The 16,129-nt window shown below is 39.5% G+C and carries 12 protein-coding genes; 9 read left to right on the top strand and 3 right to left on the bottom strand.

From position 1 onward, the window contains the following. The first annotated feature begins 4 nt into the window (after window positions 1-4). The 7 genes from TRESU_RS07015 to TRESU_RS07045 all read left to right on the top strand — a co-directional run bounded on the left by TRESU_RS07015 (window position 5) and on the right by TRESU_RS07045 (window position 8,879). Window positions 5-949, top strand: a complete 945-nt coding sequence (locus tag TRESU_RS07015; RefSeq protein ID WP_013701558.1) for a D-2-hydroxyacid dehydrogenase — start codon at window positions 5-7, stop codon at window positions 947-949. A 74-nt stretch (window positions 950-1,023) separates the two neighbouring features. Beyond that, window positions 1,024-2,310, top strand: coding sequence for a 3-isopropylmalate dehydratase large subunit (locus tag TRESU_RS07020; protein WP_013701559.1), 1,287 nt, complete (start codon window positions 1,024-1,026; stop codon window positions 2,308-2,310). Window positions 2,311-2,339: 29 nt separating this feature from the next. Next, the gene (locus TRESU_RS07025) at window positions 2,340-2,873 is read left to right on the top strand and encodes a 3-isopropylmalate dehydratase small subunit (RefSeq protein ID WP_013701560.1); all 534 of its coding nucleotides are present in this window, start codon (window positions 2,340-2,342) and stop codon (window positions 2,871-2,873) included. 259 nt (window positions 2,874-3,132) lie between these two features. Continuing rightward, the gene (locus tag TRESU_RS07030) at window positions 3,133-3,972 is read left to right on the top strand and encodes a TrmB family transcriptional regulator (protein ID WP_013701561.1); all 840 of its coding nucleotides are present in this window, start codon (window positions 3,133-3,135) and stop codon (window positions 3,970-3,972) included. Between the two features lies 1 nt (window position 3,973). After that, window positions 3,974-5,329, top strand: coding sequence for an MATE family efflux transporter (locus TRESU_RS07035; RefSeq protein ID WP_013701562.1), 1,356 nt, complete (start codon window positions 3,974-3,976; stop codon window positions 5,327-5,329). Window positions 5,330-5,350: 21 nt separating this feature from the next. Beyond that, window positions 5,351-6,751, top strand: a complete 1,401-nt coding sequence (locus TRESU_RS07040) for an alpha-amylase family protein (protein ID WP_013701563.1) — start codon at window positions 5,351-5,353, stop codon at window positions 6,749-6,751. A 130-nt stretch (window positions 6,752-6,881) separates the two neighbouring features. Continuing rightward, window positions 6,882-8,879, top strand: a complete 1,998-nt coding sequence (locus TRESU_RS07045; RefSeq protein WP_013701564.1) for a glycoside hydrolase family 31 protein — start codon at window positions 6,882-6,884, stop codon at window positions 8,877-8,879. 42 nt (window positions 8,880-8,921) lie between these two features. Here the strand turns inward: TRESU_RS07045 and TRESU_RS07050 are convergent, their stop codons facing one another. Both TRESU_RS07050 and TRESU_RS07055 read right to left on the bottom strand, forming a co-directional pair. Continuing rightward, window positions 8,922-9,419: a deoxycytidylate deaminase gene (locus TRESU_RS07050; RefSeq protein ID WP_013701565.1), complete on the bottom strand. Its 498-nt coding sequence runs from the start codon at window positions 9,417-9,419 to the stop codon at window positions 8,922-8,924. Window positions 9,420-9,600: 181 nt separating this feature from the next. After that, on the bottom strand, window positions 9,601-10,905 hold the full coding sequence (locus TRESU_RS07055) for an NCS2 family permease (protein ID WP_013701566.1): 1,305 nt from the start codon (window positions 10,903-10,905) through the stop codon (window positions 9,601-9,603). Window positions 10,906-11,267: 362 nt separating this feature from the next. Between TRESU_RS07055 and TRESU_RS07060 the strand changes: the two genes are divergently transcribed. Next, window positions 11,268-12,743 carry a hypothetical protein gene (locus TRESU_RS07060; protein ID WP_013701567.1) on the top strand — a complete coding sequence of 492 codons (1,476 nt, stop codon included), beginning with the start codon at window positions 11,268-11,270 and terminating at the stop codon, window positions 12,741-12,743. A 418-nt stretch (window positions 12,744-13,161) separates the two neighbouring features. On the opposite strand, the gene gltX is transcribed toward TRESU_RS07060, so the two are convergent. Further along, a complete protein-coding gene (gene gltX / locus TRESU_RS07065) occupies window positions 13,162-14,739 on the bottom strand; it encodes a glutamate--tRNA ligase (RefSeq protein WP_013701568.1) in 1,578 nt (525 codons plus the stop codon). Window positions 14,740-15,398: 659 nt separating this feature from the next. On the opposite strand from gltX, the gene TRESU_RS07070 reads away from it, so the two are divergent. Then, on the top strand, window positions 15,399-16,127 hold the full coding sequence (locus TRESU_RS07070) for an ABC transporter ATP-binding protein (protein WP_013701569.1): 729 nt from the start codon (window positions 15,399-15,401) through the stop codon (window positions 16,125-16,127). Window positions 16,128-16,129 lie beyond the last annotated feature (2 nt).

The raw sequence follows: 16,129 nt of genomic DNA on the forward strand, positions 1-16,129 counted from the left end.
TTATATGAAAATCACAGTTCTTGACGGCAATGCCTTGAATCCAGGCGATCTTTCCTGGTCGCCGCTAGAAAAATTCGGGCAAGTCGCAGTTTTTCCAAGGACAGAGGCTTCTCTAGTTGCAGAAAGAATTGGCGACAGTGATGCGATTCTTTTAAACAAAATAAACATAACAGAAGAAATCCTTGATAAATGCCCGAAGCTAAAATACATCGGAGTTCAGGCAACAGGCTACAATGTAATCGACTTGGAAGCCTGCAAAAGGCACAATATCACCGTAACAAACGTGCCATCTTACAGCACAGCAGGCGTTGCGCAGCTTGTTTTCGCTTTTATAAGTGAATTTGCCTGCCATACACAGCTTCATTCAGACAGCGTAATGTCCGGCGAGTGGACAAACTGCCCGGATTTCTGCTATTGGAAAGTTCCGCTGATTGAACTTGAAGGAAAAACTCTCGGAATTTTTGGCTACGGAAGCATAGGCTCAAGAGTTGCAAGAATCGCTGAAGCCTACGGAATGAAAGTTATTGTCTGCACCAGAACTCCAAAGCCTGAAATAAAAAATCCAGTTGACATTTCTACTTTGTTCAATGAATCAGATTTTATTTCCCTTCACGCGCCTTTAACTGAAAAAACTAGAAATGTCGTAAACAAAACAACACTTTCTTTAATGAAGAAAACTGCATTTTTAATAAACACAGCCAGAGGTCCGCTTGTAAATGAAAAAGATGTAAGAGAATTTCTTGACAACGGAAGAATTGCAGGCTATGCGGCAGATGTTGTAAGCAAAGAACCTATGAAAAAAGACAATCCTTTGCTTGGCGCAAAAAACTGCATTATAACTCCGCATATCGCCTGGGCTGCCACAGAAACAAGGCAAAGGCTTTTGAATATCGTAATAGAAAACCTAAAATGCTTTATCATGGGAAAGCCGCAGAATGTTGTTTCGTAAAATCATATTGACAATTTTATTTTTACTTAATAAACTTTAATTATACTAAAGTCTATTAATACAGAGGAATTTCTATGGGAAAAACTATAGCACAGAAAATCTTTTCATCACATTTGGTTGAATCCCCTTTTGAAGGAACAAACATTCTTAAACTTGACAGAGTTTTCTGCCATGAAATCACAACGCCAATCGCAATCAACGACCTTGTTGAGCGGAATAAAGACAGAGTTTTTGACAGCACAAAAATCAAGGCAGTCATAGACCACGTAACTCCTGCAAAAGACAGCAAATGCGCAATGCAGGAAAAAATTCTCCGCGACTGGGCAAAACGCAACAACATAAAAGATTTCTTTGACATCGGAGCAAACGGTGTCTGCCATGCAATTTTCCCGGAAAAAGGCTTTGTACGTCCTGGCTTCACGGTAATCATGGGAGACAGCCACACTTGCACACATGGAGCTTTCGGAGCATTTGCCGCTGGTGTAGGAACAACAGACTTGGAAGTTGGAATATTGAAAGGCGTCTGTTCTTTCCGCGAACCAAAAGCTATAAAGTTTGTTTTAAATGGCAAGCTCAAAGACGGAGTTTATGCAAAGGATGTAATTCTTTTCCTGATTGGCCAGATTGGAGTAAACGGAGCTACAAACTGCGTTGCGGAATTTACAGGTCCGATTGTTGACAATATGTCAATGGAAGAAAGAATGACAATTTGCAACATGGCAGTTGAAGCCGGCGCAACAAGCGGAATCTGTTTTCCTGACATGACAACAGTAGAATATCTTTGGCCATTTATCAAAGATGAATTCGAATCAAAAGAAGCAGCCCTTAAAGAATACAGCAAATGGATTGACGATGAAGATGCGGAATATGAAAAAGTTTACACATTCGACTTGTCAGATCTTGAGCCTATATGTACAATTGAATACAAGCCTGACCAGATAAAAAAAGTTTCAGAAATGAAAGGAACAAAAGTTGATCAGGTTTATATCGGCTCATGCACAAACGGAAGAATCAGTGATCTCCGTGTAGCCGCAGAAATCTTAAAAGGACACAAAATCTCAGAAGGCGTGCGCGGAATCGTAAGTCCTGCAACTCCGCTCGTTTATAAAATGGCGCTCGAAGAAGGAATCATAAAGATTTTCATGGATGCTGGATTCTGCGTTACAAACCCGACTTGCGGAGCCTGTCTTGGAATGAGCAACGGAGTTCTTGCAGAAGGAGAAGTCTGCGCTTCTACAACAAACAGAAACTTCAACGGACGAATGGGAAAAGGCGGAATGGTTCATCTAATGAGTCCTGCTACAGCTGCGGCAACAGCTATTGCTGGAACAATCACTAATTCATGCTTTTTTAAAGGCTGAAAAATAAATAAATAAAGACGAGGAACAAAATGAAACAGTTTGGTGGACAAGTTTTATTCTTGGATCGCTCAGATATTAATACTGACGAAATAATTCCTGCAAAGTATCTTACAGAAAATACAAAGCAGGCACTCCAGCCGTATCTTCTTGAGGATTTAAAGCTTGAAGGGTTCAATCCAAAGACAGACGTTCTGGGCAAAAAAGTCATCATTACACGTGAAAACTTTGGCTGCGGTTCTAGCCGTGAGCACGCTCCCTGGGCTTTGGAAGTAAACGGAATTTATTGTGTAATCGCAGTAAATTTTGCCCGCATTTTCCGCCAGAATATGTACAACTGCGGACTTCTTGCACTTGACATGAGCAAAAAAGACATAGATGATATGTTCAGAACATTTGCAGACAAAGACACAGAATGCAAAATCGAGCAAAAAGAAGACGGCACTTGGAAAGTAAAACTTATTGCCGGCTCACTTTCAAAAAGCTACCCTTTCAAGCTTGAAGGATTTGAAAAAGCACTTGTTGAAAACGAAGGCTGGATTGGATACGCTGACAAAAAGTATTAATACCTACCTTAATCCCATTATCCGACTTGATCGGACAATCTTCAAACTGCCTTGGTAAACGCCATGGCAGTTTTTTTTTACAAATTTTCTGTGTGCAAAACAAAGTCAATATAATAAAAGTACGATTTTCTATATTAAAAGCCTTAAAAATTCACAGTTTTTATAATAAATAAAATATTTATTGACACACAAAAAAAGAAGCGATATATTCTTTAGTAGTAAAACAGTTACTACTAAAGAATACTTTTCAAGGAAAAACATGACAGACAAAATCATAGACATACTAGGCAGTCTTGGTTTTTCAAAAATGGAATCGCTTGTCTACTGCGCGCTTGTTCCAGAAGAAAAAATGGGCGGTTATCAGATTGCAAAAAAACTGAATGCGCCCCGCCCTTCTGTTTATTCCGCGCTGGAAAATCTTTTAAAGAAAGAATGCATAACAAGCATTCCGGGTTCAACAGCAGAATATCAGGCAGTTCCGCCGGATATTTTAATTGACGAGATTTCAAAGAAGTATTCGGACAACGCCGCAAAAGCAAAAGAAATGCTAAAGGAATTGAAATCGCCGATTTCAACGCAGGAACGTTTTGTGAACATCGAAGGAAAAACTAAACTCATTTCTGTTGTAAACAAACTTATTTCAGCGGCAAAAAAAGAAATTGTGTTCAACTGCTCAATGCCGCTTGAATATTTTAAGGAAGCTCTTCTTTTGGCGGCAGAAAGTAAAGTGAGAATTGTTTTGTTCAGCTGGAAAAATCTTGACACTCTTGGAATTCCGCTGGAATTTTTCTGCGGATTTGACGGAACAGACTGCTGCCCGGAACAAAGAATTCTTTTGGTTTCAGACATGGCGCACTGCATCGTAGGAAGCAACGACCGGGCTGTTTTTTTTCCGCACAGACCGCACCACAAAATTCAAAAGCTTCCAGACGGAGAAAATGATTTTCTTGGAATGACAAGCGACAACAGGCTGATTGTGAATCTTGTTTCAGAACATATTCACTTTGATATTTACTTACAAAAGCTAAGGAAAAAATTCAACCGCGATATTATTTCCAAGGACATTTGCATCGGAACCTTAATGGAGAAAGGAATCTAAAATGAAGACTGAAAACAAAACATTTTTGAACAATTTAATTTCAATAGCCGTTCCTATTTCATTGCAGAATTTAATTCAGTCGTGCTTAGGAATGATTGACCAGATTATGATCGGGCAGCTAGGCTCAAAAACAGTTGCGGCAGTAAGCCTTGCAGGAAGACCTTGCTTCGTAATGCTTTTTGCACTAGGAGGAATCGCAGCCGCAAGCTCAATTTTCGCCGCGCAATATGAAGGAGCAAAAGATTCAAGCAAACACGCAAATGTAATGAGAGCCTCAGTTTTCGCAGCATTGGCAGTCGCGCTTGTGTTTTTTATTTTTTCACTTTTCACACCTGAACTAGTTCTTTCATTTTTTACAAAAGACACAGAAGTTATTTCAATCGGAAAAAATTACTTAATGATAAATTCTTTAAGTTACTTTGCGCTTGCAATCATAAGCTGCTGTTCGGCAATGCTAAGAAGCACAGGATTTGCAAAAACTCCGCTGGTAACGGGATTTATTTCTGTCGCAATAAACACGATTCTCAATGCAATCATGATTTTTGGACTTTTAGGATTTCCGGCGCTTGGTTCAGACGGCGCTGCAATTGCAACTGTAATTTCAATATTTGTTCAATGTGTAATCCTCATTGTTTTTATGATAAAGAAAAATCATCCTGCGAACATGAAAGCTGTTCTTTTGTGCAAAAACGACTTTTCATTTCTAAAGATATTTTTTATAACTGCTCTTCCAGCAATAGGAAATGAGCTTTTATGGGCATTGGGAGACGCAGGCTACAGCGCGATATACGGACACATGGGAACAGCCGAGCTTGCGGCAGTTACGTTAACTTTTCCTATGCAAGGGTTAACAATTGGATTCTTCAGCGGACTTTCTGCAGCCACAGGAATTCTTATAGGAAACGAGCTTGGATCTAATAACTTTGACAAAGGCTATAGGCTCGCCTGGAAGTTTATAAAAATCTGCGTTTCAGGTTGCGCCGTAATCGGAATTTTTATTTTTATATTCGCTCCAATATACATAGACTTTTACAATGTTGAGCCTCAGGTCCGTGAATATGCAAAACATCTTTTATGGATATTCGCATTCTATTTATGGATAAAAGTCTGCAACATGATAATAGGCAATGGAATTCTTAGAAGCGGCGGAAAAACAAAATTTACTTTGTTCCTGGATGTCTTGGGAACTTACGGAATCGGACTTCCGCTTGGACTTTTGGGCGCGCTGGTCTTCAAGTTTGAAATCACAAAAGTTTATGCGCTTCTTTCCGTTGAAGAAATCGCAAGGCTTGTAATTGGAGCAGCAAGAGTTAAAAGCAGAAAATGGATAGACAATATTACACATAAAAATAATTAGGCAGTCAAAATGGAGGAAAAGATGCTTAGAAGAATTTTTACATTTGCAATGATTTTTATTTTAGGAGTTTCTGCTATGTCCGCGGAAAATAAAATGCAAACAAAACAGGGAACTATACTTCACTGCTGGTGCTGGTCGTTCAAGACAATTGAAGATAACATTGAAAAAATCTCAGAAGCGGGATTCACTGCAATCCAGACTTCCCCAGCAAATGAATGCTTTGTAGGCGACAATGGCGGACTTGAAATTATGAGTGCAAAAAAAGGAAAATGGTATTATCACTATCAGCCCACGGATTGGAAAATTGGAAACTATCAGCTTGGAACAAGAGACGACTTTATCCGTATGTGCGCAAAAGCAAAAAAATTCGGAATCGCAGTAATTGTTGACGTTGTTCCAAACCATACAACCACGCACAAAGATGAAATTTCACTTGACTTCATAGAAGCTGTAGGCGGAATGGAAAAAATGTACCACAAGAATTCCGACCACACAATCAGAAGCATGGCAAACCGAAGGGAAGTTACAAGCGCAATGCTTGGAGGGCTTCCAGATGTAAACACAGAAAATCCGCTTTTCCAAGAATACTTTATGAACTACATAAATGACCTCATTGACTGCGGAGCCGACGGTTTCAGATTTGACACAGCAAAGCACATTGCCCTTCCCGACGACCCTGTAGATCCTGCTTCAAAAGAAAACGACTTCTGGCCAATCTTTACAGGAAAAAAATCAGTAAACGGAAAATCTGTAAAAAATGCGGATGGGCTTTTTATTTATGGAGAGGTTCTTCAGGAAGGAGCCTCAAGAGAAGATGCCTACGGAAAACTTTTTCCAGTAACAGCGAGCAAGTACGGCAAACTTTTAAGAAGCGCGTTAAAAAATGAAAAGCTAAACGCAAAAGGAATTGTCAACTTTCAAAACGCAGCTTCTCCAGAAGTTGTAACTTGGATTGAAAGCCATGACACTTACGCAAACGAAGGCGAATCCGCTTACCTCACAAACTTTATGATACGCGCAGGCTGGGCTGTCATAGCTTCAAGAAAAGACGGAACTCCATTGTTCTTTAACCGACCAAAAGGAAAAGAAGCCGCACAGTTCCCGGGAGAATCCAAAATCGGAGAAACAGGAAACGATGAATGTTTCAGCCCGGAAGTTTCCGCTGTAAACAAATTCAGAACTGCAATGCAAGGCGAAAACGAAAAATTCCTCAACGGAGAAAATGCGGGCATTCTAATTATAAAGCGCGGAGAAAAAGGCTGCGTAATTGTCAACTTAAACTCCAAGCCGTCTGCCGTTCAGGTTGAAATAAAACTTCCAAAAGGAACTTACATCGACAAGGCAAACAAAACAAAATTCGTCTGCAAGGATTCTGTCCTAAAAGGAAAGATAAAACCAAAATCAATTTGCGTAGTTTATTAAAAAATGTCATGGAGATTTCCAATAAGTTCAAAATGTCATTGCCGTGCTTTACAAGGCAATATTGAAAACCCACAATGGATTTTCAGGTCAACCACAAAGATGACATAATGCAATAAATGGGAGGCAGAAAATGATTAAGAGATTTGTATTCGGAAAAGCATTTGACACAGAAGCCGTAAAAGATAAGCCTGAAGCCTGCAAAGAAAAAATTCCATATTTTGAAAACGCAGAAACTTCCAGTTTTTCACTTGAGATGGATTCTAGCGATATTGTTTACGGTCTTGGTGAAAATGTGCGCGGAATAAACAAGCGAGGATTTATTTACGAAAGTTTCTGCACGGATCAGCCAGAACACAACGAAAACAAAAGCTCACTGTATGCCGCCCATAATTTTTTCATTGTGTCTGGAAACAAAAAAAATTTCGGAGCATTCTTTGACACTCCTGGAAAAGTTACATTTGACATTGGAGCTTCAAGCTATTCAACTCTTAAAGTTTCTATAGAAAACACAGGCTATGAAATATACATAATAGAAAACCCAACGCTAGAATTAATTATAAAAGAATTCAGAAATTTAATCGGGCAAAGCTACATTCCTCCAAGATGGGCATTTGGAATAGGACAGTCAAGATGGGGCTACACCTGCGAAGAAGACATAAGAAAAATCGCTGAAAACTACAGAAAGAACAAACTTCCGCTCGACATGGTTTACCTCGACATCGACTACATGGAAAAGTTCAAGGACTTTACTGTTAACAAAAAATCATTCCCGGACTTTAAGAATTTTGTTTCCGACATGAAAAAGAATTCCGTGCGCATTGTTCCTATAATTGATGCCGGAATAAAAATGGAAGACGGATTTGAACTTTACGAGGAAGGAAAGGAAAACAATTATTTTTGCAAGGACAAAGACGGAAACGATTTTATAGTTGGTGTGTGGCCGGGAAAATGCTGTCTTCCAGACTTCTTAAATCCAGAAGCAAGAGAATGGTTTGGAATGAAATACAAATTTCTGACCGACCAAGGCATTGAAGGTTTCTGGAACGACATGAACGAGCCTGCCCTCTTTTACTCTGAAAAAAATCTGGAAAAAGTTTTTGACCAAGTAAAAGAAATGAAAAAGCTCAACATCGGCTTAAAAGAAAGTTTCGCTTTAAAAGACACTATCTTGAACCTTGCGAACAACACCGATGACTACAAAAGTTTTTACCATTGCAAGGACGGAAAGAAAATCCGCCATTATGACGTTCATAACCTTTACGGCTACAACATGACAAGAGCCGCATCCGAAGCGTTTGAAAAGATTTCTCCAGAAAAAAGAATCCTCATATTTTCAAGATCTTCCTGCATAGGCTCTCACAGATACGGTGGAATCTGGATGGGAGACAATATGTCAAGGTGGCAGCACATTCTCCTGAATTTGAAAATGCTTCCATCCCTTAATATGTGCGGCTTCTTGTACACAGGAGCTGACTTGGGCGGATTCGGGGAAAACACAACAGAAGATCTTCTCTTGCGCTGGTACGCGCTTGGGATTTTTATGCCGCTGTTAAGAAATCATTCCGCATTAGGAACCCGGGAGCAAGAACCTTTTAGATTCAAAAACAGCATAGAAAAATTCAGAAACATCCTTAATCTGCGCTACAGGCTTCTTCCTTACATTTACAGCGAGTTTATGAAAGCCGCCTTGCAAGGAACAATGTACGCAAGCCCGCTTGGATTTATCTGGTCAAAAGACGAGGACGCAAGAAGAACAGAAGACCAGATTATGATTGGAGAAAGCATTATGATTGCTCCAGTCTATGAACAGAACGCAACCGGACGGCACATTTATCTTCCTGAGGAAATGAAGCTTGTAAAGTTCAAGGACAGTGAAAGCTACGAGGAAAAAATAATTCCAGCCGGACACAACTTTGTCCACATTGCACTAGATGAAGTCGCTGTTTTTATCCGAAAAGGACACATTCTGCCTCTTGCAGACAACGCAGAATCAGTTGAAAAAATTGACTTTGAAAATTTGACAACTATAAGTTTCGCAGAAAAAGGCGCACGATACGAGCTCTACACTGACGACGGAGAATGCAGAAATCCTAGCCTAAGAGAAAACTTAAGAAGCATAAGTGTATAATATAATATCATGGGGATGTCTAATTTGGGCTAATTAACGTTTCTACATATCGGCATAAGTCTGAACGGAATCTTCCAAGTGTTCAATTTTTATTCCAGCCTCGGCAAACATTTTCATTGAATCTTCTTCATCATGGTAATGTTTTTCGCAGACAACCCTTTTTATTCCGCAGTTTATGATAAGCATGGCACACGTTCTGCAAGGAGTCATTTTGCAGTAAACGGTCGCTCCATCAATTGAAATTCCTCTTTTTGCAGCCTGACAAATCGCATTCTGCTCGGCGTGAACTGTCCTTACGCAGTGCTGGGTAACAGAGCCATCAGCATGAATCATTTTGCGCATCAAGTGGCCGACCTCATCGCAATGAGCAAGCCCTGCAGGACTTCCGACATAGCCTGTAACAAGAATCTGATTGTCCTTTGCAATTACACAGCCGCTTCTTCCGCGGTCGCAAGTCGCACGCTTTGCAATAGTCCGCGCAACTTCCATAAAGTATTCATCCCAGGTCGGACGCACATATTTTTCTTTTTCTTCGCTCATGCAAAAAACTTACCATAAATTTCCGAAAAAAAAAAGTGCGTCCCAAAAATTGTTTCCGACTTTTGGAGCGCACTTAAGATTGCCATATCAAGTACAGCAATGTCAGTCATTTATGTTGAAATACACAAAAATAACAGGCACTTTTCTGTCATTCCCATGCAACGACATGGGAATCTTTTTATTATATAGCCTTTATTGCAAGCGCAAAAATGAATACAACCGCAAGAATCCAAGTAACAACAGGAATTTCTTTTGTTTTCTTTCCAGCAATTTTTGCAATTACATAGGCAATCATTCCGAATGCGATTCCCTTTGAAATTGAATAACCAAACGGCATTACCATGATTGTAATAAATGCCGGGATTCCGTCTGTAATATCAGCGAAGTTGATTTTAGAAACAGCCTGCATCATGAGGAAGCCTACAAAAATCAAGGCAGGAGCTGTAGCGCAAGAAGGAACAAGAGCGAACAAAGGAGTAAAAAACAAAGCAAGAAGGAAGAAGAACGCTGTAACTACAGAAGCAAGACCAGTGCGTGCTCCGGCTGCAACTCCAGAAGAAGACTCAACAAATGAAGTTACTGTTGAAGTTCCAAGACAAGCGCCTGCTACAGTTCCAACAGCATCAGCAAGAAGCGCGCCTTTTACATTCGGAATGTTTCCTTTTTCGTCAACAAGATTTCCCTGCTCTGCAACACCCATTAAAGTTCCGATTGTATCGAAAATATCTGTAAACAAGAAAGTAAAGAAAACGCCGAAGAATTTAAGAGAAAGAACTCCAGCCCATTCAAACTTAAAGAGGAACGGAGCGCTAGGAACAGAAACAGGCTTGAAGTTGTCTGGAACTGTTGTAACGCCAAAAGGAATTCCAATAACAGTTGTAGCGGCAATGCCAATAAGAATTGCGCCAGGAACTTTAAGAATGTAAAGAACAACTGTAATGACAAGGCCGATGATTGCAACAAGAGCAGTAGCATGGCTCAAGTCAATTGCATTGAAGCCGATGATTGTTCCGTTTGCAGAAGTTACGATTCCAGCATTGTTAAGTCCGATAAGCGCAATGAAAAGTCCGATTCCAACAGCGACAGCTTTTTTCATTGTTCCCGGAATTGAATTGATAATCGCTTCGCGCACTCCGAAGAATGAAAGCAAAATAAAAAGAACGCCTTCAAGCAAAACAGCAGTAAGAGCGAACCAAGGAGAGCATCCCATCTGACCACAGACTGTGTAAGTAAAAAACGCGTTAAGCCCCATTCCGGAAGCAAGAGCAACCGGCATATTCGCAAGGAACGCCATTATAAGAGTTGCAACGGCGGCAGAAACAGCAGTCGCAGTAAACACACCGCCGAAATTCATTCCTGCAATTGAGCCCAGCATTCCAGGGTTAACGGCAAGAATGTAAGACATTGCAAGGAAAGTTGTGATACCGCCAACAACTTCACGGCTTACAGTAGACCCTTTCTCCTTGATTTTGAAAAATTTCTCCATAAGAAATTTCCTCCAAAAAATAGAATAGCGATATTATACCACGAAATAAAAAAAAATTATATAGTATGGACATTAGTTTTCAGAGCAAACGCATTATAAATGTATTCAGCATAAAACTGGCTCCCAGAAAGCGTTCCTTCGCGCAAACTTTACTTAAATTATTTATAATGCGCTTGCCCTTTCATCTCTTTGTCATTTTCGTATTTGATACGACAATCCCATTTTAACTTTTCAAGAATCTAGATTAAATTATACTGAATAAATTTCAAAAAACAACTTTTTAGCGAAAATTTATTGAGATTTTGTGCCGCAGGCACTTGACGGGGGGGGATGTGTGTAATGATTGCTTCAAGGAGGAATCCATGAAGATTCAAAAAATTATTGTATTATCAGCATTTATTGCTGTATTAGGTTTTGCTTCTTGTAGCAACGGCTCATCATCCGACGGAGCCTCGGAAACAGATTTCAATTCAAAACAAGCATTAAAGTTCGACTTGACAAACGCAAAGGCAATCGCTTCTGTTGAAGAAAGTTCCAGTAGAAACATAGCTGCCCGCGCTTCTTCTAGCAACTTAAATTCCCCGCCCATAAAAATACTTGAAGACTCTTCTGTCGCTTCTATCTTGTCAATTCCAAGTAATGCACAAGGAAATATCTCTGAAATAGAAAAAATAATAAACACTCAAGATAGAAGTGGAAACAAGTATCTTTATATCGTCTTTAACGGTTCATCTTGGTTTGGCTATAACGGTGAAGATGGAGAATATATAAATGTTAATTTAAGCCAGCTAATTTGTGTGTATGAAGATGGTTCCTATAAAGATATATTAGGTTCTAATAACAACTCTAGTAATCCAGATTGGATTGATCCTTATTTAAAAGAATACATACAAACAGACTTAAATGGCTGCTTATACTTTATAAAATGTACAAATAACAATGTAAGCATCTGTAAATACGATCCTGTTTCACAAAAAACATCAAATCTTACTGCACCGCTAGAAGGAATTAACTATGGTAAATTCCAAATGAGCCAAGACGGAACAAAAATATTTGTCTCTGGAAATAGATACAATTATTCAAGTTCTTCATATGGCAATAGCGCCTATTTCATTAGATATATTCCTGTGCAGTTCCCAGAAGATTTCAAAAATATTTATTATTCATCAGAATCTTATGCCAACTATGGCTGGGTATATCAGGATAGCACAGACTATTTCTATTACATTCAAGAGAATAAAAACAAACATGGGCTATACCGCATAAAAACAAGCACAATGGAAGAAGAACATTTTTACAAAGATAAATTTATTTCTGTGAATGAAGAGCCAGAAGATAATAATTATTATTCTAGCGATTACTACCTAAAAACTGAATCTGGAAACTATATTTCTCCTTATTATTACAATCAACTTTATTCAACTTCGAATGGAATATGGGCACAACCAAATAGCTACTATGGTTCTTCAAAGCAGTTTATGAAAATCGTTGATAATTATGGAACTTATGTAGGAAAAACTTTTGATTCAGTAGCTCCAATAGGACTTTATACTTATAACGATGCTTTCTATTTCTTAAATGCAATACTTGATTCTTCAGGCAACGAAACAGGAGCACAAAATATATATATGTTTGACACTAATTCCGGAAAATTTGAAAACTTATTTGAAAAAGTTCCTGTAGAGCTAGAAATCATATCTTATTCAGCAGGAAACGGAAAATTGTACTTTAGCGCAGTAAAAGGCATTTCTTTGTTAAACGGAACAATTGATTTGGAAACGAAAGAATTCACTCGACTAGACACTGAAAATAAGCTAACTTCTATAGCCGCTTACTAAAATAAATTACCAAATCAACTAAGGCAATGGCAACAAAAAAGCCTCCAGTGCAAGCTGTTCAAGTTACACTGGAGGTCTCGTTCTTTTTCTGGCATCCAATGGCTTTTATTCACTTGCCATTCCCTGACCTCAATTTATTTTTATAAATTATATTTCAAAGCTTATATTGCGCCTCGAAAAGTGATATTATTACATTGTAATGTTTCCTAATTTTCCACAGGCAAATAGCTTATTTACCCAGGGAAAATAGACTATTTGCCTGTTAGTAGAAAAATCTTTGGATTTTTCCAATCCGTGTGGCAATAAACGCTTATAAAAAAGACTCCAACGCAAACTGTTCAATATATTTTATAGATTTGCATTACAAAAAGAACAGCCCGGATTTTTTGTCCGGGCTGTTCTTTATGCAATCTAAAACCTAGAAAGCTGCAAGTGTTTTTTCAACGCGCTCGCAGGCTTTTTCTTTTCCAAGAATCCATATTGAGCCAATCAGCGGCGGAGAAATGCGGCTTCCTGTAACGGCCATGCGCACAGGCATCATAAAGTCGCCAAGCTTTATTCCAAGCTCCTCGGCATATTTTTTTGCAAGGGCTTCCGCGTCATCGTGGCTCATTCCGAAGATTTCAGAAACAAAAGACTTAGCCTTTTCAAGAACTTCCTTTGTCTTTGCCTCATCAAGCTTCTTTGGAATAATTTCAGAGTTTGCGGGAACAGCAGGCTCTGTAAACATAAAGCGGACCATTTCTGCGGCATCTGTAAGGAAGTGCAAGCGTTCCTTTATAAGCGGCATAAGCTCCAGAAGTTTTTTCTTTACATCTGCGCTCGCCATGTTCATTGAAGAGTCCACGCAAACAGGCTCGCCGTCGCTTCCAAGCGCAACACCGGAATATTCAGGACCTACTTTTGGCTTAGGCTGAGGATTTTCAGGATTTATTTCAAGGGAAGCATCTCCAGTTCCTGTTATAAACGGCAATGTCCACTTGTAAAGCTCCTCATCAGACAAAGCGCGGATATACTGGCCGTTGTACCACTCAAGCTTCTTGTAGTCAAAAACAGCAGGCGCCTTGTTCAAATGCTCAAGCTTAAAGTTCGCGGCAAGCTCATCAAGGCTGTAGATGTCGCGTCCGTCCTCATAAGAGCAGCCCAGAAGAGCCACATAGTTTACAATCGCCTGCGGAAGGTAGCCTCTTGCGCGGAACTCGTTAAGCGAAGTCGAGCCGTGGCGTTTTGAAAGTTTCTTTCCGTCTGAACCATTTACCATTGGCAGGTGGCAGAATTCAGGATGCTCCCAGCCGAACGCCCTGTACATTTGAACATGAAGCGGAGTTGAAGGAATCCATTCCTGGGCGCGCATAACATGGCTTATCTTCATCAAATGGTCGTCAACGATATTCGCAAGGTGATATGTCGGAAATCCATCGCTTTTTAAAAGAACCGGATCAGGGGAAATATCCTCGTTCTTCCATACAATGTCGCCAAGAAGATGATCCGTGAATTTTGTTTCACCTTCAAGAGGAACTTTAAGCCTTATTACGTAAGGTTTTCCGGCGGCAAGATTCGCCTTCACTTCTTCTTCTGTAAGGTGGCGGCAGTTCCTGTCATATCCCGGTGGCATTTTGTTTTCTGTCTGAATCTTTCGGATTCGCTCAAGACGCTCTGAATCGCAGAAGCAATAGTAAGCCTCGCCTTTTTCCACAAGCTCCTGGGCATACTTCTTGTAAAGCTCGAACCTTTCGCTCTGAACATAAGGACCGTACTCGCCGCCCTTGTCGCCGCCTTCGTCCCAGTCGATTCCAAGCCAATCCATTGTGTCGTAAAGATTCTTCACATATTTTTCATCGTATCTTGTGCGGTCTGTATCCTCAAGGCGGAGAATGAATTTTCCGCCCTTAGACCTTGCAAAAAGATAGTTAAAAAGCGCAGTACGCACACCGCCGATATGCTGCAGTCCCGTAGGAGAAGGCGCATAACGAACCCGAACTTCTTTGTTTTCCATAATAAATATAACCTCTATAAAATAGAATAAAAATATTCAAACTAGATACGCAGATTATACCGACTGAAAGAGTTTTACTCAATAACGAACTGAGTGCATAACAGTGCAAACGCATTATTGCGCGATTTTGAACAAGGAAACCGTGTCTGAAAGCCAGTTTTATGCTGAATATTTATAATGCGTTTGCCCTGGAGCGCATAAGCATTCAGCAAGTATAGAAACAGAGCCGCTAGAGATTTTCGGTGCATACACCAACTACTTGATGCTCTCTAAAATAAAATTGATTTAACTGAAAAATCAAATTGAGATACAAGTAAAATCAAGTTAATTTTAAAGTGAAATTAAGTTAAAATCAAAGTGAAATTAAGTTAAAATCAAAATGAAATTAACTTAAAATTAAAATGAAATTAAGTTAAAAACAAAACAAAATTAAGTTAAAATCAAAATGAAATTAACTTAATTTCAAACCGAAATCAACTTAAAACTGAACTAAAATAAACTTAATTTTATAATCAAATTAACTTAATTTTATAATTTCGCAGGCAGTGTATATGGATGCCGGAAGCCTAATGATGAACAGCCGCAAGCACCGCTGGCAAGCACATAAGCACTAAAAAATTCCTGTGGAACTTTATGATTAAGTCTGCTATACTGTCGCCATGAATCTGATTGAGCTTAAAGATATTTCCAAAAACTACAAGATGGACAAAGTTATTGTAAAAGCCGTGGACAAGGCTTCTTTTTCAATAAAGAAAGGTGAATTCGCGGCGATTTCCGGTTCATCCGGCTCAGGAAAGTCCACGCTTCTGAACATAATAGGGCTTATTGACCTTCCAACTTCCGGCTCTTTGCTTTTAAACGGAAACGATATCTACGCGCAAACAAAGCTTTCTGCGGACACAAAGCTTTCTGCCGTATTGGACAAAAAGCTCACAGTTCTTAGAAGAAAAAACCTCGGATTTATTTTTCAGACATTCAATTTAATTCCAGTTTTGAATGTAAGGGAAAATGTGGAGCTTCCGCTTACGCTTGGATCTTCATTTGCGACAGAAACCATGGGCAAGAAAGAGCTTGACGAATGGATTGACTTTCTGATTGAAACAGTCGGACTTTCCGCATGGAAAAACCACAAGCCATCTGAGCTTTCAGGCGGACAAAGGCAAAGGGTGGCAATTGCACGCGCGCTGGCCACAAAGGCTCCGGTGATTCTTGCCGACGAACCTACCGCAAACTTAGACTCAAAAAACGGAGACCAGATTCTTGAGCTTATGAAAACCCTGAACAAAGAGCTTGAAACAACATTTATTTTTTCAACGCACGATGCAAAAATCGTGAACATGGCAGACCACGTTATAAAGATTTCCGACGGAAAAATAATAAGCGCATAAAA

Source organism: Treponema succinifaciens DSM 2489 (assembly GCF_000195275.1).
GTDB classification, from domain to species: domain Bacteria; phylum Spirochaetota; class Spirochaetia; order Treponematales; family Treponemataceae; genus Treponema_D; species Treponema_D succinifaciens.